Consider the following 20,700-nt stretch of genomic DNA (forward strand, 5'->3'; position numbering starts at 1 on the left):
GATGCGTCCAGATTATCGCGGCGCCGGGGGAGGCGCGCCCGTGTGTCGCCCGATGATCGGGCGAGGCCGCGCTGGACGGCCAGGAGACGCGGGGGTCAGTCCTTGCGGTAGCCCGTGCGGCCGAGCGAGAAGAGCGCGGCGAAGGTGAAGCCGGCGGCGCACACGGTCATCGCGCCGATGACCCAGAGGATCACGTGGGAGAAGAAGGCGCCGTCGAGCATGAGTGAACTCCGTGTTTCTGCAGAGGGGAATCGGTGTCCTCAGCCTATCGGCTCATCCGGTACCATGAGAGGAGTACCTCGGCGAGGGATGCTTCTGCGCGTGCGCTGGCATCCGTTATCGACGCGGCGAAGCAAGCCCGGTGGCTTTCCTCACGTGTCTGCGTTCGAGAACAATTCCAAGACCACCGCGTAGCTGTCGCTGCGTGCCCCGAAGGAGAACCCCATGTCTGAAGACACCAAGGTCAAGGCCGAGCTCCGCGAGAGCTTCGGCAAGGGCTTCGCCCGTCGTCTGCGCGCCGCAGGCAAGATCCCCGCCGTCATCTACGGTCACGGCACCGACCCCGTGCACGTCGCACTGCCGGGCCACCAGGTCTCGCTCATCATCCGCCGTGCGAACGCCCTGCTCGAGCTCGACATCGAGGGCACGCCTCAGCTCGCCCTGGTGAAGGACGTCCAGAAGGACCCCGTGCACCAGATCATCGAGCACATCGATCTCCTGGTCGTCCGCAAGGGTGAGAAGGTCACGATCGACGTTCCCGTCATCGTCACCGGCGAGTCGGCTCCCGGCACCATCGTCAACCAGGACGCGAACACTCTGTCGATCGAGGCAGAGGCCACGCACCTGCCGCAGAACGTCGAGGTCTCGGTCGAGGGACTCGAGGAGGGCGCGCACATCACGGCCGCCGACGTCACGCTCCCCAAGGGCTCGACGCTGCTGACGGACCCCGAGGTCCTCGTCGTAGCGATCTCGATCCCGGCCGAGGAGTCGCTGGGCGAGGACGAGGCCGGCGCCGACGAGGCTGCCGCCGAGGAGGAGCCCGCCGCGGAGTGATCTCCGCAGGCGCAGCTCACAGCTGACTGCATCACAGAGGGGGCGCGATCGCATCGCGCCCCCTCTGTCGTATTCTGACCCGGGCGCTGTACGCAGCCCGCATCCGAGAGGACGACGACATGGCATCCACCTGGCTCGTGGTGGGGCTCGGGAACCCCGGCCCGCGATACGAGGCGACTAGGCACAACATCGGCCAGATGGTGATCGACGAGCTCGCCGCGCGACGAGGAGAGACGTTCCGAGAGCACAAGGGAGGGGCGCGGGTCGTCGAGACCTGGCTGCGCCCCGGAGGCGACAAGCTCGTGCTCGCCAAGCCCAACACGTTCATGAATGTCTCCGGCACGCCCGTCGCTGCGCTCGCGCGGTTTTACTCGGTGCCGCCGGAGCGTGTCGTGGTCGTGCACGACGAGCTCGACATCCCGTTCGACACGGTCAAGCTCAAGATCGGCGGCGGGCACGGCGGCCACAACGGCGTGCGCGACATCGCCCGCGCCCTCACGACAGCCGAGTTCCCTCGGGTGCGCGCCGGGATCGGGAGGCCCATGGGCCGCCAGGACCCCGCGGACTGGGTGCTATCGCCGTTCGGCAAAGAAGAACGCGCCAACCTGCCGATCCTCGTCTCGGATGCGGCGGATGCGGTCGAGATGCTCGTCGACGAGGGACTGCTCGCCGCGCAGCAGAAGCACCACGCACCGCGCTGATCCGACAGCCGGCCCGGTCGGCGGAGACGGTCAGGGCAGGAAGCCTGCGGCGGTGCCCGTCGACACGGAGACGAGCAGGACCACCCAGAAGATGATCGGTCCCAGCACGGCGACGACGAGCGCGGCGATGCCGGCACCGCGAGCCTGCTTCTTGCGGATCGCGAGGATGCCGATCACGATCGCGGCGATCCCGAGCACGGTCCCGGTCCAGAAGGACAGCTCTGCCCAGAGCACCTGGTCGCGCGCGGGGGCCAGGACCGAAAGGAAGTCCCGGTCGCTCGTGTCCAGCCCGCCGGGGATGCGTCGGCCGATCTCGAAGCCGGCGACGCCCACCACGATCGGGGTGACCACTGCGGCGATGAGCGCGAGGATGAGCGCCAGCATCCCGAGCAGGCTCGACTTCTTCGGTGCGCCATCCGGCGCCCGGTACGGTCCCTCGGGTGCGGCGTATCCTCCGACGGGCACCTGGTAAGCGCCGGGAGGGGCGGCAGGGTACGCGGGAGCCCCGGTCGGGGCGGGATAGGAGGGGGATGCGTGTCCGCCGGGTGCCGGGAACGCGGGAGCAGCGGGAGCAGCCGGCGGTGCGGACTGGTAGGCGGGAGGGGCGGGCGGGGCTGCCTGGTACGCGGGAGGTGCCGCCTGATACGCGGGAGGTGCCGCCTGAGGCTCCGCCGAGTACACGGGCGGGGCAGGGGTCGTGGGCTGAGAGCCGTACTGCGGAGCGACAGGAGCCTCGGGTGCGTGGGCGGGCGGCGGTACCGGCGGCTGCCCTGCTGCGGACTCGGGTGCAGGCGGCACAGGGGGAACGGCACCGGACGGGGGCAGCTGCGGATCAGTCACGCCCCCATCCTATGGGGCGCTCAGACGCGACGCAGCAGCCCGACGCGGTCGTAGACCGCGGCGAGTGTGGCGTCGGCGACCTCGTCTGCACGGGCCGCGTTCGCGGCGAGGATGCGGTCGAGCTCGGCCGGGTCGTCGAGGAGCTCGAGCGCGCGAGCGCGGACCGGCTCGAACTCGTTCACGACGACCTCCGCGAGGCCCTTCTTGAAGTCTCCGTAGCCGCGGCGGGCGTACTCGTCCTCGATCGCGCCGATCTGGCGACCGCTGAGAGCGGCGTAGATCGTCAGCAGGTTGGAGACGCCCGGCTTCTGCTCGCGGTCGAACCGCACCGACCCTTCGTTGTCGGTGACCGCGCGCATGATCTTCTTCGCGGACTTCGCGGGATCGTCGAGCATCCAGAGAACTCCGGCGTCGCTCTCGGCGGACTTCGACATCTTCGAGGTCGGATTCTGCAGGTCGTAGATGCGCGCCGTGTCCTTCTGGATGACGGGACGCGGAACGACGAAAGTCTCGCCGAATCGGCTGTTGAACCTCTCGGCCAGGTCGCGCGTGAGCTCCACGTGCTGCTTCTGGTCGTCGCCGACGGGCACGACGTCGGTCTGGTAGAGAAGGATGTCGGCAGCCATCAGCACCGGGTAGGTGAACAGTCCGACGCTCGTCGCGTCGGCGCCGTAGCGCGCCGACTTGTCCTTGAACTGTGTCATTCGACCCGCCTCGCCGAAGCCGGTGATGGTCGACAGGATCCAGGCGAGCTCGGCGTGTGCGCGGACGTGCGACTGCACGTACAGCGTGGAGAGGGACGGCTCGATCCCCGCGGCGATGTACTGCGCCGCAGTGCGACGTGTCTTCTCGCGCAGTTCGGCCGGGTCCTGCGCGACCGTGAGCGCATGCAGGTCGACCACCGAGAAGTAGGCGTCGTAGGAGCTCTGGAGCTCTCGCCACTGCAGGAGCGCCCCGATGTAGTTGCCGATCTGGAGGGAGTCGGCGGAGGGCTGCATTCCTGAGTAGAGGCGAGGTTTCGTCACGGTATCAATCCTATGGGGGCGGTGGCGACCGCAGAGTCCGCACGCAAGACTCGCTCTATGACGAAACCGCCCGAGGTCGCCGGCCTGATGCTCGCCGGGAGCGGGCGGGTGTCGCGCATCATCGGACTCGTGCTCACGGTGATCATCGGAATCTCGTTCGCGTTCCTCGTCTGGGTCGCGTTGAGCAGCCGGTTCGGGCCGGTGTCCGCCGATCCGCATGGATACGGGCTGATCATCGGCACCGTCCTGGCACTCGGGCTCGGTCTCCTGGTGGCAGTGACCGTGCCGCTCGTGTTCTCGCCGGGACGAAGGAGCCGCGCATATCTGTGGAGCGTGCTGGGCTATCTCGTGGTGGCGGCGGGCCTGATCGCCGCGCTGCTCACCGCCTGATCGCCGCTCAGCCCATCGGGGGACCCGACGAGGGTCGACCCGCGTCAGTACGTGTAGTCGACGACGACCGGTGCGTGGTCACTCCAGCGCTGGTCGTATGCGGCCGCACGGGCCACATGGTACGCCGTCACGCGCTCGGCGAGAGCGGGAGTGGCGAGGTGGTAGTCGATCCGCCAGCCCGAGTCGTTGTCGAAGGCCTGCCCTCGCATCGACCACCACGTGTACGGACCCTCGACCTCGCCGTGGAAGGTGCGCCCGACGTCCACCCAGCCGAGGCCGGTGCCGGTGGAGCCGTCGACGCCTTCGACCGTCTGGCCGGCTGCCCCGAGGAAGCGGTCGAAGTAGCCGCGTTCGCGCGGCAGGAACCCGGCCTTCTTGCGGTTGCCGCGCCAGTTCTTGATGTCGAGTTCGCGGTGGCCGACGTTCAGGTCGCCGGTGACGAGCGCGAGGGCTCCGTCATCCTGCCCGAGCTCGGCGAGACGCGCCTCGAACGCGTCGAGGAACTTCCACTTCTCCTCCTGCTTGGGTGTGTCGGCCTCCCCGCTGTGCACGTAGGCGCTCACGACGGTGAGCGGGCGGTCGCCGATCACGAAGTCGGCCTCGATCCAGCGGCCCTTCGAATCGAAGTCGATGGCGCCGAAGTCGGTGCGCGACGCCACGGCAGGCACCCGGCTGGCGATCGCGACACCGGCGCGGCCCTTCGCGGTCGCCTCGTCGTGCACGAAGGTCCACCCTGGCAGCGCGGCCTCGAGATGCTCGTCCTGACCGCGGACCTCCTGGAGCGTGAGGATGTCGACATCCGCGGCGTCGAGCCAGGCTCCCATGCCGTTGCGAGCCGCCGCTCTGATCCCGTTGACGTTGACCGTGGCGATACGCAGATGAGGCATGTCTCCAGCCTAACGATCGCCGCCGACATCCCGAGCCGAGCGCTGCAGCTCGGCGCGGAGCCGCTGCGCGAGGGGCGAAGCGGTCTCTGGTGGCGGGGGAGCGGATGCCTCGAGCGCGGCGAGATCGTCCTCTGCGGCGCGCACGGCCCGAGCGGCCGACCACACCGCATACCAGGGTGCGGCGTCGCGAGTCTCCTGGGCGTCGCGCAGCCGGATGCGGGCAGCGGCGACGAGAGTCCGGTGCTCGGCGATCCGCCGCTCGGCCTCCGTCGGCGACAGCAGCGGAAGGTCTCGGTCCTTCGCCGTCACGGCGATCCACGACGAGGCCACCAGCATGACCACGCCGTTGACCCGGAACCACAGCAGCAGCCCGATGAAGATCGCGAAGGTGGCCAGCAGCGGGTTCGACGGCGTGTAGCTGAGCAGGAAGCCCGCACCGTACTGGAGGATCGTCATCGCTCCGCCGCCGAGCAGCGCACCCGGCCAGATCGTGCGCCAGCGGAGCGAGGTCCCGGTGAGGAAGCGCACCATCGCGGCAAGAGCTCCGGAGAGCAGGACGAACGAGACGACGACGGTGCCGAGGCGGATGCCCAGGTTCAATCCGGCAGAGCCCGCATCCCACCCGAGAAGGCTGAGCAGCCACCGCAGCACCGCGGCGCTGGCAGAGCTGAGCAGAGAGCCGGCGATCAGCGCGACGCCGAAGATCAGCGCCGCCAGCAGATCCCTCGCCTTCAGCATGACGTAGCTGCGCAGGTCAGGCGGCAGGCCGAAGATGTCCCTGGTCGCCCGACGCGAGAACGTCACCCACCCGATCGCCGTCCAGATGACGGTACCGAGAGCGATGAGTCCCGTGACGCTCAGCACTCCGGTCGTGTTGGCCGCGATCTCCTGCACCTGGGCGGGCGTGAAGACGCCTCCGGGGTCCTGGATCAGGTGGGGGACGTAGCTGTTGATGATGTCGATCAGCCCGTCGACGGCCTCCGCGCTGCCTCCGAGCCAGAGGCCGGCGATGGCGAAGGCGAGGTAGATCGCCGCGAAGATCGCGAACAGCGCCTGGTAGCTCACGCCCGCCGCGAGCAGGAATCCGTTGTGCTGCAGGAAGTGGCGCCACACGCGCACCGGGAACAGCCCGAGGGTGCGCCGGGTCAGCGCGGTCGCCCGTTCGACGGCTGCATCCAGCCGGCCGGGCTCGCTCGTCTCGTCACCGGAACCGGACATTTCCTCACCCTATCCACACAGCGAGAGCGGGCGGGCTCCTCAGGAGGAGCCCGCCCGCTCTCGACGGAGTCACCGCGTCAGGGGCGTCCGCGAAGTACGGCCTGCTTGACCTCGGCGATGGCCTTGGTGACCTCGATGCCGCGAGGGCATGCCTCGGAGCAGTTGAAGGTCGTGCGGCAGCGCCACACGCCTTCCTTGTCGTTCAGGATGTCGAGGCGCACCTCGGCGTTGTCATCGCGGGAGTCGAAGATGAAGCGGTGCGCGTTCACGATCGCCGCGGGGCCGAAGTACTGTCCGTCGGTCCAGAACACAGGGCACGAGGAGGTGCACGCGGCGCAGAGGATGCACTTGGTCGTGTCGTCGAAGATCTCGCGGTCGACGATCGACTGCACGCGCTCCTTGCCCTTCTCGGGCACCGAGTTCGCGACCAGGAACGGCTGCACGTCGCGGTACGACGCGAAGAACGGCTCCATGTCGACGATCAGGTCCTTCTCGAGCGGGAGTCCCTTGATCGCCTCGACGTAGATCGGCTTCGAGATGTCGAGGTCCTTGATCAGCGTCTTGCATGCGAGACGGTTGCGCCCGTTGATGCGCATGGCGTCGGATCCGCAGATGCCGTGGGCGCAGGATCGACGGAAGCTCAGCGAGCCGTCGACCTCCCACTTGATCTTGTGCAGGGCGTCGAGCACGCGGTCGGTCGAGTAGAGCTCGACGTCGTAGTCCACCCAGTGCGGCTCGGCGTCGATCTCGGGGTCGAACCGACGGATGTTGAAGGTGACGATGAAGGACTGGATGCCGCTCTCCTCCGTCGTGTCCGCGGGAGCTTCGGCGATGGCGTTCGACATGCTCAGTACTTCCTCTCCATCGGCGGGTAGTTCAACTCGCCCTGCTCGTTCTTGGTGAAGACGACAGGCTTCCAGTCGAGCTTGATGTGGTCGCTCGGCGTGGAGGAGTGCGGGTCGCCGGTCAGGTAGGCCATGGTGTGCTTCATGTACTTCTCGTCATCGCGAGTCGGGAAGTCGTCGCGCATGTGACCGCCGCGGCTCTCTTCACGGTTCTGCGCGGCGTAGACGACGACCTCGGCGATGTCGAGGAGGAAGCCGAGCTCGACGGCCTCGAGCAGATCGGTGTTGAACCGCTTGCCCTTGTCGTCGACGTGCACGTTCTTGTACCGCTCGCGCAGCTCGGCGATCACGCCGAGGACGTGCTCGAGGGACTCGTGCGTGCGGAAGACCTGCGCCCCCTTGTCCATCTCGTCCTGCAGCGCCTTGCGCAGCACGGCGATGCGCTCGGTGCCCTGGTTGTTGCGCAGGCCCTCCAGCATCCCGGAGACGAAGCCGGCGGGGTTCTCGGGAAGAGGGACGAACTCGGCCGTCTTGACGTACTCGACCGCGTTGCGGCCGCTGCGCTTGCCGAAGACGTTGATGTCGAGCAGCGAGTTGGTGCCCAGACGGTTCGCTCCGTGCACCGACACGCACGCGCACTCGCCGGCGGCGTACAGGCCCGGCACCACGGTGTCGTTGTCGGCGAGCACCTCGCCGTTGTTGTTGGTCGGGATGCCGCCCATGGCGTAGTGCGCGGTCGGCATCACCGGGACCGGCTCGACGACCGGGTCGACGCCCAGGTAGGTGCGCGCGAACTCCGTGATGTCGGGGAGCTTGGTCTCGAGGACCTCTGCGCCGAGGTGCGTGCAGTCCAGCAGCACGTAGTCCTTGTGCGGGCCGGCTCCTCGGCCCTCGGCCACCTCCTGGACCATGCAGCGGGCGACGATGTCACGCGGTGCCAGGTCCTTGATGGTCGGCGCGTAGCGCTCCATGAAGCGCTCACCCGAGGCGTTGCGCAGGATCGCTCCCTCGCCTCGTGCTCCCTCGGTCAGGAGGATGCCGAGACCTGCGAGGCCGGTCGGATGGAACTGGAAGAACTCCAGGTCCTCGAGGGGCAGGCCCTTGCGCCAGACGATCCCGACGCCGTCACCGGTGAGGGTGTGCGCGTTGGAGGTCGTCTTGAAGATCTTGCCGAATCCGCCGGTCGCGAAGATCACGGCCTTGGCCTGGAAGACGTGCAGCTCACCGGTGGAGAGGTCGTAGGCGACGACGCCTGACACCTGCGTCTTGCCGTCGGCATCCTTCACCGTCAGCAGGTCGAGCACGTAGAACTCGTTGAAGAAGTTGATGCCGAGCTTGACGCAGTTCTGGAAGAGCGTCTGCAGGATCATGTGACCTGTGCGGTCGGCCGCGTAGCAGGCGCGACGCACCGGGGTCTTGCCGTGCTCGGCGGTGTGACCGCCGAATCGGCGCTGGTCGATCTTGCCCTCGGGGGTGCGGTTGAACGGCAGCCCCATGTTCTCGAGGTCGATGACCGCGTCGATCGCCTCCTTGGCGAGGATCTCCGCGGCATCCTGGTCGACCAGGTAGTCGCCACCCTTGACCGTGTCGAAGGTGTGCCACTCCCAGCTGTCTTCCTCGACGTTCGCGAGGGCCGCCGCCATGCCGCCCTGCGCAGCACCGGTGTGCGAGCGCGTCGGGTAGAGCTTGGAGATCACGGCGGTCTTCGCGCCGGGTCCTGCCTCGATCGCAGCACGCATGCCGGCGCCGCCGGCGCCCACGATGACGATGTCGAACTGGTGGTAGTGCACGCCGTCGCGCACGACGGAATCCTGGGTCTCGGTAGTCACTTCTCGTATGCCTTCTCTTCTACTTGCCCAGCGTCTGGCACTGTTCCCACAGCGTGCTCGACTCGGTCACGCCGAGGCACGGGTCGAAGGTGAAGACGACCAGCGTGCCGAGGATGATGAGCAGGGCGGCAGCCAGGCCCAGGGCCCAGGTCAGCGCCTTGCGAGCGGTGTTGTTCGTGACGTAGTCGTTGACGATCGTGCGCATGCCGTTGGCGCCGTGGATCAGGGCGAGCCAGAGCATGATGACGTCCCACCACTGCCAGAACGGAGTGGCGAACTTGCCGGCGATGAACGCGAAGTCGAGGGCGTGGATGCCCTCGCCGACCATGAGGTTGATGAACAGGTGTCCGAAGATGAGCACGACGAGCACGACCCCGGAGGCGCGCATGAAGAGCCAGCCCCACTTCTCGAGGTTGAATCCGCGCCGACGACGCACGGGCGCTGAGACGGTCTGAGCGGTCATCAGTGTCCTCCTCCGAAGCCGGCGAACGCGAGCATCAGGTGTCGCGGCACGAAGCCGGCCATGATGATTCCCCACACCAGCAGTACGCCCCAGAAGAGCTGGCGCTGGTACTTGGCGCCCTTCGACCAGAAGTCCACGGCGATGATGCGGAGGCCGTTCATCGCGTGGAACACGATCCCGGCCACCAGCACGACCTCGCCGAGCGCCATGACCGGGTTCTTGTAGGTCCCGATGACGGCGTTGTACGCCTCGGGAGACACCCTGATGAGTGCCGTGTCGAGCACGTGCACCAACAGGAAGAAGAAGATGGCGACTCCGGTGATGCGGTGAAGCACCCACGACCACATGCCTTCGCGACCTCGGTAGAGGGTTCCGCGCGGCGTCTTGGAAGTGGTTTCCGAAATCGACGGTGTCAAGCGAGCGCTTGTGGACACGGTCGTCCTCCCTGGATCGATGAGACTCGGTCGCGTGCGATGCGTGTTCCAAGCATGAGCCTGCTGTCGTCAGGCACGGCCGATCGGACACCATCCTATTCCCGTGGGAGGGCAGGGGGCGACGAAGGGGAGCCTAAGTCTCTCGACGTCGAGAGGACGCGGAGCCGCCGATCAGCCGATCTGGGACATCGTGTTCCAGCCGCCGCCGATCGTCTGGCGCGCGAGGAATCCGCCGCGTGCGTTGCCGGGGTAGAGCACGAGTGTGCCGTCGGGCGTCCGAGCGACGACATCCTGCGCGCCGTCACCGGTCAGATCCCCGCCGCCGAAGACCGCGGTGAACGACTGCCAGCCTCTGCCGATCTGCACCGGCTTGCCCCATGTGCTCTTGCCGGTCGTCGGGTACAGCCACAGGGTGCCGTCCGATATCTTCCGAGCGATCACGTCGCCCCGCGAATCGCCGGTGAAGTCTCCGACGTGCGAGAGGGAGTCGTATCCGGACCACCCGCTGCCGATCTGCACGCCGTTTCCTGACAGCCAGCCGCCCTTTCCATTGCCCTTGTAGAGCTTGAGGGTGCCCGTGGCCGTGCGAGCGATGACATCCGGCAGACGGTCTCCGGAGTAGTCGATGCCACCGACGAGCTGCGTGAACCCCGACCAGCCCTTGCCGATCTGCACCGCTGCCCGCAGTCCGCCTCTGCCGTCGCCGGCGTACAGCATCAGCGCACCGGTCGTCTCCACGCGTCCGAGATCGGGGATGCCGTCGCCGGTGAAGTCGCCGAGAGTGGTGAACGGGCGGGAGCCCCATGCGGGTGCCGCCGTGAGCGGGGTGGTGAAGCCTCCGCGCGCGTTGCCGGGATAGATCTTCAGTTCGCCCGCGGTCGTGCGCGCCACGATGTCGGCGTTGCGGTCGCCCGTGAGGTCACCGGCGCCACCGCTCAGCTTCTTGACCGGTGATCCGATGCCGAATATCTGCACCCAGTAGGTGCGATAGCAGGATCCGGTCGCCACGCCGACGCCGAGCCCGGTGTACCGGCTGTCGAGGATGTTCGCCTTATGCCCGGAGGAGTTCATCCACGCCGTCATGACGGACTGCGCATCCGGCTGCCCTGCCGCGATGTTCTCGCCCGTGGCGACCCACCCGTATGCCGCGACACGCGAGCTGCGCCACTGGGAGGTGCTGTGCTCGAACGTGCAGGTGGCCGCGAGATGCCTGGCCCACTCCGCCGCCGCCGCGTCGAGCGCGGGGTCGGAGACCAGCGCCCGCACGCCCGCCTTGTAGCGCTCGGCGTTGGTGAGGGTGAAGACCTCGCCGGCGGTGCCGCTCGCGGCGGATGCGGAGGTGGGGACGAGCGCGGCGGCGGCCAACACAAGCACGAGGGCGGCGGTGGCGCGACGAAGAAGGGCAGGGCGCCGTGTGGGGGAGGGGGCCATGGGACGACCATACTGGCGGTCGGCATAGCCTGCGCAAGACCCCGTTACGCTGGGCAGCATGAGCGAGCCGATCCAGGACTTCTACGCGGTGATCCCGGCCGGAGGCATCGGCAGTAGGCTGTGGCCGCTCTCGCGGGCGGATGCTCCCAAGTTCCTGCACGACCTCACGGGGTCGGGTCATTCCCTGCTCCGTGACACCTGGGATCGCCTGGAGCCGCTCGCCGGTGCCGACCGGATCGCCGTGGTGACCGGGCGCGCGCACCGGGCAGCCGTCGAGTCGGAGCTCCCGGGCATCCCCGATCTCAACGTCTTCCTCGAGTCGGAGCCGCGTGAGTCCGCCGCGGCGATCGGGCTGGCGGCCGCGATCCTGCATCGCCGTGATCCCGACGTGATCATCGGCTCGTTCAGCGCCGACCACGTCATCCGCAGCACTCGCGTGTTCGAGTTCGCTGTCCGCGACGCCGTCGAGGTCGCGCGCGAGGGGTACATCTGCACCATCGGCATCTCGCCCACCGAACCCGCAGTCGGGTTCGGCTACATCCGCAAGGGGCCGGAGCTCGTCGTCGAGGGGGCACGCGAGGCGGCGCTGGTCGAGAGCTTCGTCGAGAAGCCCGACCTCGAGACCGCGAAGGCCTACTTCGCCGATCGCGGCTACCTGTGGAACGCGGGCATGTTCATCGCCAAGGCGAGCGTGCTCCTGGAGGAGCTGGCCGAGAACGAGCCCGCCCTGCACGCCGGACTGATCGAGCTCGCCGAGGCCTGGGACGATCGTGAACGACGCGGTCCTGCGGTCGACCGGATCTGGCCGGGGCTCAAGAAGATCGCGATCGACTACGCCGTCGCCGAGCCGGCCGCCCGCCGGGGGCGCCTCGCCGTGGTGCCGGGTCACTTCGACTGGGACGACGTCGGCGACTTCGCCTCCCTCACGAAGCTCATCAACAACGGGCGCAAGAACGACCTCGCCGTCCTCGGGCCGAAGGCCCGCGTGCTGTCGGATGCGGCAAGCGGCATCCTCGTCAGCCAGACCTCTCGCGTGATCAGCCTCATCGGGGTGAAGGACATCGTGGTCGTCGACACACCGGATGCGCTGCTGGTGACCACGGTCGAGCACGCGCAGCGGGTGAAGGGCGTCGTGGAGTCCCTGAAGCTCACCGGGCGCGGCGACGTGCTCTGATGAGCACCCACGGCCGCTCATCGGCTGTCTTGATTTCAGCTTTGTAACCATTCGTCTACGGCCAGCCCACCGGCATGCGCAAATGTCGAAACAGTAGGTAACTTTGAGCGATCCGCGAGGGCCGCGGCACCGTTCAGGAGGCATGAGTTGACCATCTCCACCACCAAGAAGCTGCTGGGCGCGACCGTCGCCGCTGGCGTCGTCTTCGCACTCGCCGGCTGCGGCCAGGCTCCCACCGAATCGGGCGGCGACGGCGGCACCGACGTCGCATCCGACTTCCTCCCCTGCCTCGTCTCCGACGCCGGCGGATGGAACGACAAGTCGTTCAACCAGTCCGCCAAGGAAGGCATGGACAAGGCAGCGGAAGAACTCGACGTCAAGCCGCTCGAGTTCGAGTCGGCGAACGACAACGACTACGCGCCCAACCTCGAGACCGCGGTCTCCGAGGGATGCTCGCTCATCGTGTCTGTCGGCTTCAAGCTGTCGGCCGCCACGGTCGAGTCCGCTCTCGCGAACCCCGAGATCGACTACGCGATCATCGACGACTACGCCGACACCGACTTCGACGGCACCACGGATGCTCCGAACATCAAGCCCCTCGTCTTCGACACCGCTCAGGCCGCCTACCTCGGCGGATACGCCGCGGCCGGATGGTCGGCGGAGTCCGGCGTGAACAAGGTCGGCACCTTCGGCGGAATGCAGATCCCGTCGGTCGCCGTGTTCATGGACGGCTTCCAGCTCGGTGTCGAGAAGTACAACGAGGACAAGTCCGCCGCCGTCCAGGTCTTCGGCTGGGACAGCGCGACGCAGAAGGGCTCGTTCACGGGCGGCTTCGATGCCAACGACACGGCCAAGCAGACCGCGCAGGGCGTCCTCGACCAGGGTGTCGACGTCATCCTCCCCGTCGGCGGACCGATCTACCAGAGCGCTGCAGCGGCCATCGCCGACAGCGGCAAGGACACGCTGCTGGTCGGCGTCGACAGCGACCTCGCGGTGGCCGACGAGACGGTGGCCGACGTCACCCTCTTCTCGATCATGAAGGCGATCGACGTCGCCGTCCAGGACGCCACGATCGCCGCCTCCAAGGGCGACTTCGACCCGGCGCCGTACGTGGGAACGCTCGAGAACGAGGGCGTGAAGCTCTCGGGCTTCGGCTCGTTCGAGGGCGACCTGCCCGACGGCCTGCTCGACGAGATCGCCGCTCTGCAGGAGCAGATCATCGCGGGCGACATCACGGTGGAGTCCCCGAACTCTCCGTGAGTCATCGATGTCCAGCACGGGGCGAGTGGTGAAAGCTGCCACTCGCCCCGTGCCGTGGACGGACGCTGACGACTGTTGGCGGCGCATCCGGGCGATCCCCGTGCGATGCGTCTGAGATCCTCCGGGCACTGCCGGAGGACTCTTCTGGATAAGGTGCAGATATGAAGCTCGAACTTCGCGGCATCACCAAGCGGTTCGGAACCCTGGTGGCCAACGACCACATCGACCTGGTCGTCGAGCCGGGGCAGATCCACGCTCTGCTCGGCGAGAACGGCGCAGGCAAGTCCACGCTGATGAACGTCCTCTACGGGCTCTATCAGGCAGACGAGGGCGAGATCCTCCTGGACGACGTCGTCCAGCGGTTCCGCGGCCCCGGGGATGCGATGAACGCGGGCATCGGCATGGTGCATCAGCACTTCATGCTCGTCCCGGTCTTCACCGTCGCCGAGAACGTCATGCTCGGTCACGAGCAGACCAAGGGCGTCGGCACCCTCGACATCGGCAAGGCCAGGGAGCACGTGCGCTCCGTCGCCGCGCGGTTCGGCTTCGACATCGACCCGGACGCGATCGTCGGCGATCTGCCGGTGGGCGTGCAGCAGCGTGTCGAGATCATCAAGGCGCTCTCGCGCGACGCGAAGGTGCTCGTCTTCGATGAACCCACCGCCGTGCTCACCCCGCAGGAGACGGATGAGCTGATGGGCATCATGCGCCAGCTCCGTGACGAGGGCACCGCGATCGTCTTCATCACCCACAAGCTTCGTGAGGTCCGCGAGGTCGCGGACACCATCACGATCGTGCGTCTCGGCCGCATCGTCGGCGAGGCGTCTCCCACCGCGACGAACGCCGAACTCGCATCCCTCATGGTGGGTCGTGCCGTCGAGCTCACCGTGCACAAGGATGCTCCGCGCCTCGGCGACGGCGGCCTCGAGGTCAAGGGGCTGCGCGTCCTGACCCCGACCGGTGCGATCGTCGTCGACGGCATCGACTTCTCCGTGCGCCCCGGCGAGGTCCTCGCCGTCGCCGGAGTGCAGGGCAACGGCCAGACCGAGCTCGTCGAGGCCATCGTCGGTCTCGCCGCCCGCGTCGAGGGATCGATCACCCTCGACGGCACCGAGCTGGTCGGCAAGAGCGTGCGTGCCATCCTCGATGCCGGCGTCGGGTTCGTCCCGGAGGACCGCACGGAGGACGGCCTCGTCGCCGGATTCTCGGTGGCGGAGAACCTGATCCTCGACCGTTCGACCGATCCGGAGTTCAGCCGGGGCGGCACGCTCCGCCGCTCGGCTCTCGAGGACTTCGCGCGAGCACGCATCAGCGAGTACGACATCCGGACGCAGGGGCCGCACACACCGGCGGGCACGCTCTCGGGCGGAAACCAGCAGAAGGTCGTGATCGCGCGCGAGATGAGCCGCGAGCTCAAGCTGCTCGTCGCCGCACAGCCCACCCGCGGCGTCGATGTCGGATCGATCGAGTTCATCCACAAGCGGATCATCGAGACGAGGGATGCCGGGATTCCCGTCGTCGTCGTCTCGACCGAGCTCGACGAGGTCGCCGCTCTCGCCGACCGCATCGCCGTGATGTACCGAGGCACGATCGTCGGGATCGTCCCCGGCGACACCCCGCGCGAGACGCTGGGACTGATGATGGCGGGCGCCGCCGAAGGAGAGGTGGCCGCATGAGCGGTACGACGCCACAGGGGAGCAGCGCTGCGGGCGAAGGCTCCGGCGACCAGCTCTCTCTGAACACGACCACGACGCAGCGTGACACGGGTGACGTGCCGCCACCCCCGCGCGGCAACGTGATCCTGAAGGAGATGCTGCGCGGCAGCGCCGTCTCCACGATCCTCGCCATCTTCCTGGCCCTCGTCGTCGGCGGCATCCTGATCGCCTTCACGAACGAAGACGTGCTGGAGGCCTCCGGCTACTTCTTCCAGCGTCCGAGCGACACGTTCGCGGCGATCTGGAACGCCGTCTACAACGGCTACGAGGCGCTCTTCCGCGGCGCGATCTTCAACGCCCGCGGGGCCGACTTCGCCGCGCAGATCCGTCCGCTGACCAACACGCTCGGATTCGCGGCACCGCTGATCGCCGCCGGCCTCGGTGTGGCGCTGGCCTTCCGTGTCGGCCTGTTCAACATCGGTGCACGCGGTCAGATGCTGATCGGCGTGGCGGTCGCCGGCCTCCTCACGTTCCAGCTGGACCTGCCGTTCTGGCTGCACATCCCGGTCACCCTCATCGCCGGCATCGCGGGCGGTGCGCTGTGGGGCGCGATCGCCGGGCTCATCAAGGCCCGCACGGGTGCGCACGAGGTGATCCTCACGATCATGCTCAACTACGTGGCGTACTACCTGCTGCTGTGGATGATCCGCACACCGGGTCTGCTGCAGAAGCCCGGTACGAATCAGGCGCTCGGCTACGCCACTCCCCAGAGCGCGCAGTTCCCCTCGCTCCTCGGACCGCAGTTCCCCCTGCTCGATCTCGGATTCGTCATCGTCATCATCGCGACCCTGTTCGTGTGGTGGCTGATCGAGCGGTCCTCCCTCGGCATGCGGATGCGCGCCGTCGGCGAGAACCCGCACGCCGCGCGCGCGGCCGGGATCAGCGTGTCCCGCGTCTACGTCTACGCCATGCTGCTCGCCGGTGGTCTCGCCGGACTCGCCGGCATGAATCAGATCCAGGGCGCCGTCACCACCGGCATCACCGAGACCATCGACGCGGGCATCGGCTTCGACGCGATCACCGTCGCACTCCTCGGGCGCAGCCGCGCCTGGGGCACGTTCGCCGCCGGCATCCTGTTCGGTGCGCTCAAGGCCGGGTCGTTCTCGATGCAGGCCCAGGACATCCCCGTCGACATCGTGCTCGTCGTGCAGTCGCTCGTCGTGCTGTTCATCGCGGCTCCTCCGCTGCTGCGCACGGTGTTCTTCCTCCCGAAGTCCGACGCCGAGAAGGCGGCCAAGGCGAGAGCCAAGGCAGCGAAGAAGGCGGTGACCGCATGACCTCCCTCGTTCAGAGCCAGGCCGCTGACGGAACGGTGCAGCTCGCGACCGTCCGTGAGCGCCACCTCAAGGGCCCGATCGTCCTCGCTGCGGCCACCGCGCTGCTGGCGCTGCTGTTCCTGCTCGTGCCGCGCAGCGGCACGAGCGCGTTCCGGCTCAGCGATCAGTCCTCCGCGTTCGCCCTCCCCGACATCGCGCTGCCGACCGGACCCACCAGCTGGGTCGTCGTCGTGCTCCTGGCCGCGCTGACCGGTCTGGCCTTCTTCCGCGCCTGGACCTACCGCAAGTCCTCGCTGTGGCTCGTGGCCGTGTTCGGCGTGCTCGCCGTGTTCGGCTTCCTGGTGTGGGCGGGCGCCGGCGGACTCGTCCCGGTCACGAGTCTGCTGTTCGGTGCCGTGTCGCTCTCCGTGCCCCTGGTCTTCGGTGCGCTCGGCGGCGTGATCGGAGAGCGGGCCGGCGTCGTCAACGTCGCGATCGAGGGTCAGCTGCTCCTCGGCGCGTTCTCGGCCGCACTGCTCTCGAGCATCACGGGCAGCCCCTTCGTCGGTCTGCTGGGCGCGATGCTCGGCGGTGTGCTGGTGGCCAGTGTGCTCGCCGCCTTCGCGATCAAGTACCTCGTGGAGCAGGTGATCGTCGGTGTCGTGCTCAACGTGCTCGTCAGCGGACTCACCGGATTCCTCTACGGCGCGCTGCTGGCTCCGAACGAGACCGCGCTCAACACGCCCGTGCGCTTCAGCCGCATCGAGATCCCGCTGCTCAGCGACTTCCCGATCATCGGGCCGGTGCTGTTCAACCAGACCTTCATCGTCTACCTGATGTTCGTCACGGTCGCCGTCGTCGCCTGGGGCCTCTACCGCACCAAGTGGGGACTGCGTCTGCGCGCCGTGGGCGAGCACCCGCAGGCGGCCGACACCGTCGGCATCAAGGTCAACTCGACTCGGTTCTGGAACGTCCTGCTGGCCGGCGCGATCGCCGGAGTGGGCGGTGCATACTTCACTCTCGTCTCGGTGCCGCAGTTCGGGAAGGACATGACAGCGGGCCTCGGCTTCATCGCCCTCGCCGCCGTCATCTTCGGGCGGTGGGATCCGATCAGGGCCACGCTTGCGGCGCTGCTCTTCGGCTTCGCGACGAACCTGCAGAACCTGCTCTCGATCCTCAAGACCCCGATCCCCGGCGAGTTCATGCTCATGCTGCCGTACGTCGTCACACTGCTCGCGGTCGCCGGGTTCGCCGGTCAGATCCGCGGGCCTGCGGCCAGCGGCAAGCCGTACATCAAGTCCTAGGAGAGACATGACCGATATCGACTGGGACGAGCTCCGTCAGGTCGCGACCGATGCGATGACCAAGGCCTACGCGCCGTACTCGCGCTACCGGGTCGGCGCCGCCGCCCTCGTGGCCGACGGCCGCATCGTGGCCGGCTGCAACGTCGAGAACGCCTCGTACGGGGTGACGCTGTGCGCGGAGTGCGCACTGGTCGGCGACCTGCACATGTCGGGCGGCGGACAGCTCGTCGCCTTCGTGTGCGTCAACAACGACGGACAGACGATCATGCCCTGCGGCCGCTGCCGTCAGCTGCTGTACGAGCACGCGATGCCCGGGATGCTGCTGGAGACCGTCTCCGGCATCCGGACGATCGATGAAGTACTGCCGGATGCGTTCGGCCCCCGAGACCTGGAGGACGCCCGATGAGCGTTGAACCCTTCGACGCCGTCGATGTGATCCGAGCCAAGCGCGACGGAGGCGTGGTGCCGGAGGCGGCGCTGCGCTGGATGGTCGACGCCTACACCCGTGGCTACGTCTCGGACGCGCAGATGGCGTCGTTCGCGATGGCCGTGTTCCAGCGCGGCATGGAGCGGGACGAGATCAGGGTGCTCACCGATGCGATGATCGCGTCGGGGGAGCGGATGAGCTTCGCCACGCTCGGCAAGAAGACCGTCGACAAGCACTCCACGGGTGGCGTCGGTGACAAGATCACGCTGCCCCTCGCGCCGCTGGTCGCCGTGTTCGGCGTGGCGGTCCCGCAGCTCTCCGGCCGCGGCCTCGGTCACACCGGAGGCACCCTCGACAAGCTGGAGTCGATCCCCGGCTGGCGCGCCGCCCTCAGCAACGAGGAGATGTTCGCGCAGATGCAGGGTGACGTGGGCGCGGTGATCTGCGCCGCGGGCTCGGGCCTCGCCCCCGCCGACAAGAAGCTCTACGCGCTGCGCGACGTCACCGGGACGGTCGAGGCCATTCCGCTGATCGCCTCGAGCATCATGTCGAAGAAGATCGCCGAGGGGACCGACGCCCTCGTCCTGGACGTCAAGTTCGGCTCAGGGGCGTTCATGCAGGACATCGACCGCGCACGCGAACTCGCGCGGACGATGGTCGCGCTCGGCACGGACTCCGGCGTCGCGACGACCGCGCTGCTGACGGACATGAACGTGCCCCTCGGCCTCGCCATCGGCAACGCGAACGAGGTGCGCGAATCCGTCGAGGTCCTCGCCGGGGGCGGGCCCTCCGACGTGCGCGAGCTGACGATCGCCCTGGCGCGCGAGATGCTGGCCCTGGCCGGGCAGCCCGACGCCGATGTCGAGGCCGCACTCGACGACGGACGGGCCATGGACAGCTGGAAGGCGATGATCCGCGCGCAGGACGGCGACCCGGATGCACCGCTGCCCACCGCACGCGAGACCCATGTCGTCACGGCGCCCGCCGACGGCGTGGTGTCGCAGCTCGACGCCCTTCCGTTCGGAATCGCGGCCTGGCGCCTCGGCGCCGGTCGGGCGCGGGCCGAGGATCCGGTGATCTTCGAGGCCGGCATCGACCTGCACGCCAAGCCCGGCGACCGGGTCGTGGCGGGTCAGCCGCTGTTCACGCTCTCCGCCGCCGACGAGGCACGCTTCCCGCGGGCACTCGAGGCGCTCGAGGGTTCGTGGGCGATCGGCGACTCCGCGCCGGACGCGGGGCCGATCGTGCGGGAGCGCATCACCGCCTGACCGGCTGACCGCTAGCCTGGACTGAGCGAATCCGCGACCGAGAGGAATTCCATGTCGATCGACGCGAACGGCGATGTCACGATCCAGGGGGCATCCCTGCGCAGCCTCCCGAAAGTGTCGCTGCACGACCACCTCGACGGCGCGGTGCGTCCCTCGACGATCATCGAGCTGGCGGATGCCATCGGCCTCGAGCTCCCCGCCTCGAAGCCCGCGGCGCTCGGCAAGTGGTTCGCGACGCAGAGCGACTCCGGCTCCCTCGTCGAGTACCTGAAGACGTTCGATCTCACGGTCGCCGTCATGCAGACGAAGGAGGGCCTGACGCGCGTCGCTCGTGAGTTCGTCCAGGACCTCGCTCGTGACGGTGTGATCTACGGCGAAGTGCGCTGGGCACCCGAGCAGCATCTCGCCGGCGGACTCAGCCTCGAGCAGACCGTCGAGGCCGTGCAGCAGGGCCTCGAAGAGGGCGAGGATGCCGCGGACCGCGCCGGGCACAGCATCCGCGTCGGCCAGCTGATCACCGCGATGCGCCACACCGATCGTTCGCGCGAGATCGCGGAGCTCGCCGTGGGCTTCCGCGGGCGCGGCGCCGTCGGCTTCGACATCGCAGGGCCCGAAGACGGCTTCCCGGCCTCGGGCCATCGTGCGGCATTCGACTTCCTCGCCGAGAACTTCTTCCCGGTGACCGTGCACGCGGGAGAGGCGGCGGGTCCCGCCTCCATCCGCTCCGCCCTCCTCGACGGTCGCGCGCTGCGCCTCGGGCACGGTGTGCGGATCGCGGAGGACCTGCAGGTCATCACTCAGGAGGGTGATGAGGTCCAGGTGCAGTTCGGCGACCTCGCCCGCTGGGTGCGCGACCGGGAGATCCCCCTCGAGCTGTCGCCGTCGTCGAACCTGCAGACCGGCGCCATCGCCGCCTGGGGCAACACGATGGCGGATCACCCGTTCGACCTGCTCTACCAGCTGGGCTTCGCCGTGACCGTGAACGTCGACAACCGCACCATGAGCGCGACCTCCCTCACGCGGGAGCTGTCGCTCCTCGTCGAGGCGTTCGAGTACGACCTCGACGACCTCGAGACGTTCCAGTTCAACGCCGCAGCGGCCGCATTCCTCCCCGTCGAGGAGCGCGAGGAACTCGTCGAGATGATCGCCGAGGGCTTCGACGTCTGAGCGCGCGACTCAC

General features: G+C 68.2%; 21 protein-coding genes. 11 read left to right on the top strand and 10 right to left on the bottom strand.

What is annotated here, in order from left to right:
• Nucleotides 1-95: 95 nt before the first annotated feature.
• Nucleotides 96-221: a hypothetical protein gene (locus tag BLW44_RS18425; RefSeq protein WP_276326184.1), complete on the bottom strand. Its 126-nt coding sequence runs from the start codon at nucleotides 219-221 to the stop codon at nucleotides 96-98.
• Between the two features lie 223 nt (nucleotides 222-444).
• Here BLW44_RS18425 and BLW44_RS06740 point away from each other — a divergent pair, with 223 nt between their 5' ends.
• Together BLW44_RS06740 and pth are read left to right on the top strand one after the other, a co-directional pair.
• Nucleotides 445-1,053, top strand: a complete 609-nt coding sequence (locus tag BLW44_RS06740) for a 50S ribosomal protein L25/general stress protein Ctc (RefSeq protein WP_060927807.1) — start codon at nucleotides 445-447, stop codon at nucleotides 1,051-1,053.
• Between the two features lie 119 nt (nucleotides 1,054-1,172).
• Nucleotides 1,173-1,754 (top strand): aminoacyl-tRNA hydrolase, encoded by a 582-nt coding sequence (gene pth / locus BLW44_RS06745; protein ID WP_060927808.1) that lies wholly within the window; start codon nucleotides 1,173-1,175, stop codon nucleotides 1,752-1,754.
• 30 nt (nucleotides 1,755-1,784) lie between these two features.
• On the opposite strand, the gene BLW44_RS18215 is transcribed toward pth, so the two are convergent.
• Together BLW44_RS18215 and trpS are read right to left on the bottom strand one after the other, a co-directional pair.
• Nucleotides 1,785-2,594 carry a hypothetical protein gene (locus tag BLW44_RS18215; RefSeq protein ID WP_245647447.1) on the bottom strand — a complete coding sequence of 270 codons (810 nt, stop codon included), beginning with the start codon at nucleotides 2,592-2,594 and terminating at the stop codon, nucleotides 1,785-1,787.
• A gap of 20 nt (nucleotides 2,595-2,614) precedes the next feature.
• On the bottom strand, nucleotides 2,615-3,619 hold the full coding sequence (gene trpS / locus BLW44_RS06755) for a tryptophan--tRNA ligase (RefSeq protein WP_074731656.1): 1,005 nt from the start codon (nucleotides 3,617-3,619) through the stop codon (nucleotides 2,615-2,617).
• Nucleotides 3,620-3,676: 57 nt separating this feature from the next.
• On the opposite strand from trpS, the gene BLW44_RS06760 reads away from it, so the two are divergent.
• Nucleotides 3,677-4,009, top strand: coding sequence for a hypothetical protein (locus tag BLW44_RS06760; protein ID WP_139305246.1), 333 nt, complete (start codon nucleotides 3,677-3,679; stop codon nucleotides 4,007-4,009).
• Between the two features lie 44 nt (nucleotides 4,010-4,053).
• Here BLW44_RS06760 and BLW44_RS06765 read toward each other — a convergent pair whose 3' ends face one another.
• The 7 genes from BLW44_RS06765 to BLW44_RS06795 form a co-directional block, all read right to left on the bottom strand.
• Nucleotides 4,054-4,896: an exodeoxyribonuclease III gene (locus tag BLW44_RS06765; RefSeq protein WP_060927812.1), complete on the bottom strand. Its 843-nt coding sequence runs from the start codon at nucleotides 4,894-4,896 to the stop codon at nucleotides 4,054-4,056.
• 9 nt (nucleotides 4,897-4,905) lie between these two features.
• Nucleotides 4,906-6,114, bottom strand: a complete 1,209-nt coding sequence (locus tag BLW44_RS06770; RefSeq protein ID WP_060927813.1) for a YihY/virulence factor BrkB family protein — start codon at nucleotides 6,112-6,114, stop codon at nucleotides 4,906-4,908.
• A gap of 77 nt (nucleotides 6,115-6,191) precedes the next feature.
• Complete coding sequence (locus tag BLW44_RS06775; protein WP_060927814.1) at nucleotides 6,192-6,959, bottom strand: succinate dehydrogenase iron-sulfur subunit; 768 nt, start codon at nucleotides 6,957-6,959, stop codon at nucleotides 6,192-6,194.
• Between the two features lie 2 nt (nucleotides 6,960-6,961).
• Nucleotides 6,962-8,788, bottom strand: coding sequence for a succinate dehydrogenase flavoprotein subunit (sdhA, locus tag BLW44_RS06780; RefSeq protein WP_060927815.1), 1,827 nt, complete (start codon nucleotides 8,786-8,788; stop codon nucleotides 6,962-6,964).
• A gap of 19 nt (nucleotides 8,789-8,807) precedes the next feature.
• Nucleotides 8,808-9,251 carry a succinate dehydrogenase hydrophobic membrane anchor subunit gene (locus tag BLW44_RS06785; RefSeq protein ID WP_060927816.1) on the bottom strand — a complete coding sequence of 148 codons (444 nt, stop codon included), beginning with the start codon at nucleotides 9,249-9,251 and terminating at the stop codon, nucleotides 8,808-8,810.
• A complete protein-coding gene (gene sdhC / locus BLW44_RS06790; RefSeq protein ID WP_074731658.1) occupies nucleotides 9,251-9,685 on the bottom strand; it encodes a succinate dehydrogenase, cytochrome b556 subunit in 435 nt (144 codons plus the stop codon). The genes BLW44_RS06785 and sdhC overlap by 1 nt, the downstream gene beginning before the upstream one ends.
• A gap of 171 nt (nucleotides 9,686-9,856) precedes the next feature.
• Nucleotides 9,857-11,116: an FG-GAP-like repeat-containing protein gene (locus BLW44_RS06795; protein ID WP_139305247.1), complete on the bottom strand. Its 1,260-nt coding sequence runs from the start codon at nucleotides 11,114-11,116 to the stop codon at nucleotides 9,857-9,859.
• 58 nt (nucleotides 11,117-11,174) lie between these two features.
• Here BLW44_RS06795 and BLW44_RS06800 point away from each other — a divergent pair, with 58 nt between their 5' ends.
• The 8 genes from BLW44_RS06800 to BLW44_RS06835 all read left to right on the top strand — a co-directional run bounded on the left by BLW44_RS06800 (nucleotide 11,175) and on the right by BLW44_RS06835 (nucleotide 20,687).
• Nucleotides 11,175-12,290, top strand: a complete 1,116-nt coding sequence (locus BLW44_RS06800; protein WP_060927818.1) for a mannose-1-phosphate guanylyltransferase — start codon at nucleotides 11,175-11,177, stop codon at nucleotides 12,288-12,290.
• A gap of 147 nt (nucleotides 12,291-12,437) precedes the next feature.
• On the top strand, nucleotides 12,438-13,550 hold the full coding sequence (locus BLW44_RS06805; RefSeq protein ID WP_060927819.1) for a BMP family lipoprotein: 1,113 nt from the start codon (nucleotides 12,438-12,440) through the stop codon (nucleotides 13,548-13,550).
• Between the two features lie 161 nt (nucleotides 13,551-13,711).
• On the top strand, nucleotides 13,712-15,226 hold the full coding sequence (locus BLW44_RS06810; protein ID WP_060927820.1) for an ABC transporter ATP-binding protein: 1,515 nt from the start codon (nucleotides 13,712-13,714) through the stop codon (nucleotides 15,224-15,226).
• Entirely contained in the window at nucleotides 15,223-16,542 is a 1,320-nt protein-coding gene (locus BLW44_RS06815) for an ABC transporter permease (RefSeq protein WP_060927821.1), read from the top strand. Before BLW44_RS06810 ends, BLW44_RS06815 begins: the two co-directional genes overlap by 4 nt.
• On the top strand, nucleotides 16,539-17,825 hold the full coding sequence (locus BLW44_RS06820) for an ABC transporter permease (RefSeq protein ID WP_060927822.1): 1,287 nt from the start codon (nucleotides 16,539-16,541) through the stop codon (nucleotides 17,823-17,825). The genes BLW44_RS06815 and BLW44_RS06820 overlap by 4 nt, the downstream gene beginning before the upstream one ends.
• 7 nt (nucleotides 17,826-17,832) lie before the next feature.
• Complete coding sequence (locus BLW44_RS06825) at nucleotides 17,833-18,231, top strand: cytidine deaminase (protein WP_060927823.1); 399 nt, start codon at nucleotides 17,833-17,835, stop codon at nucleotides 18,229-18,231.
• On the top strand, nucleotides 18,228-19,520 hold the full coding sequence (locus tag BLW44_RS06830) for a thymidine phosphorylase (RefSeq protein WP_060927824.1): 1,293 nt from the start codon (nucleotides 18,228-18,230) through the stop codon (nucleotides 19,518-19,520). The genes BLW44_RS06825 and BLW44_RS06830 overlap by 4 nt, the downstream gene beginning before the upstream one ends.
• 51 nt (nucleotides 19,521-19,571) lie before the next feature.
• A complete protein-coding gene (locus BLW44_RS06835; RefSeq protein ID WP_060927825.1) occupies nucleotides 19,572-20,687 on the top strand; it encodes an adenosine deaminase in 1,116 nt (371 codons plus the stop codon).
• Nucleotides 20,688-20,700 lie beyond the last annotated feature (13 nt).

This window comes from Microbacterium hydrocarbonoxydans, from assembly GCF_900105205.1.
Lineage (GTDB): Bacteria > Actinomycetota > Actinomycetes > Actinomycetales > Microbacteriaceae > Microbacterium > Microbacterium hydrocarbonoxydans.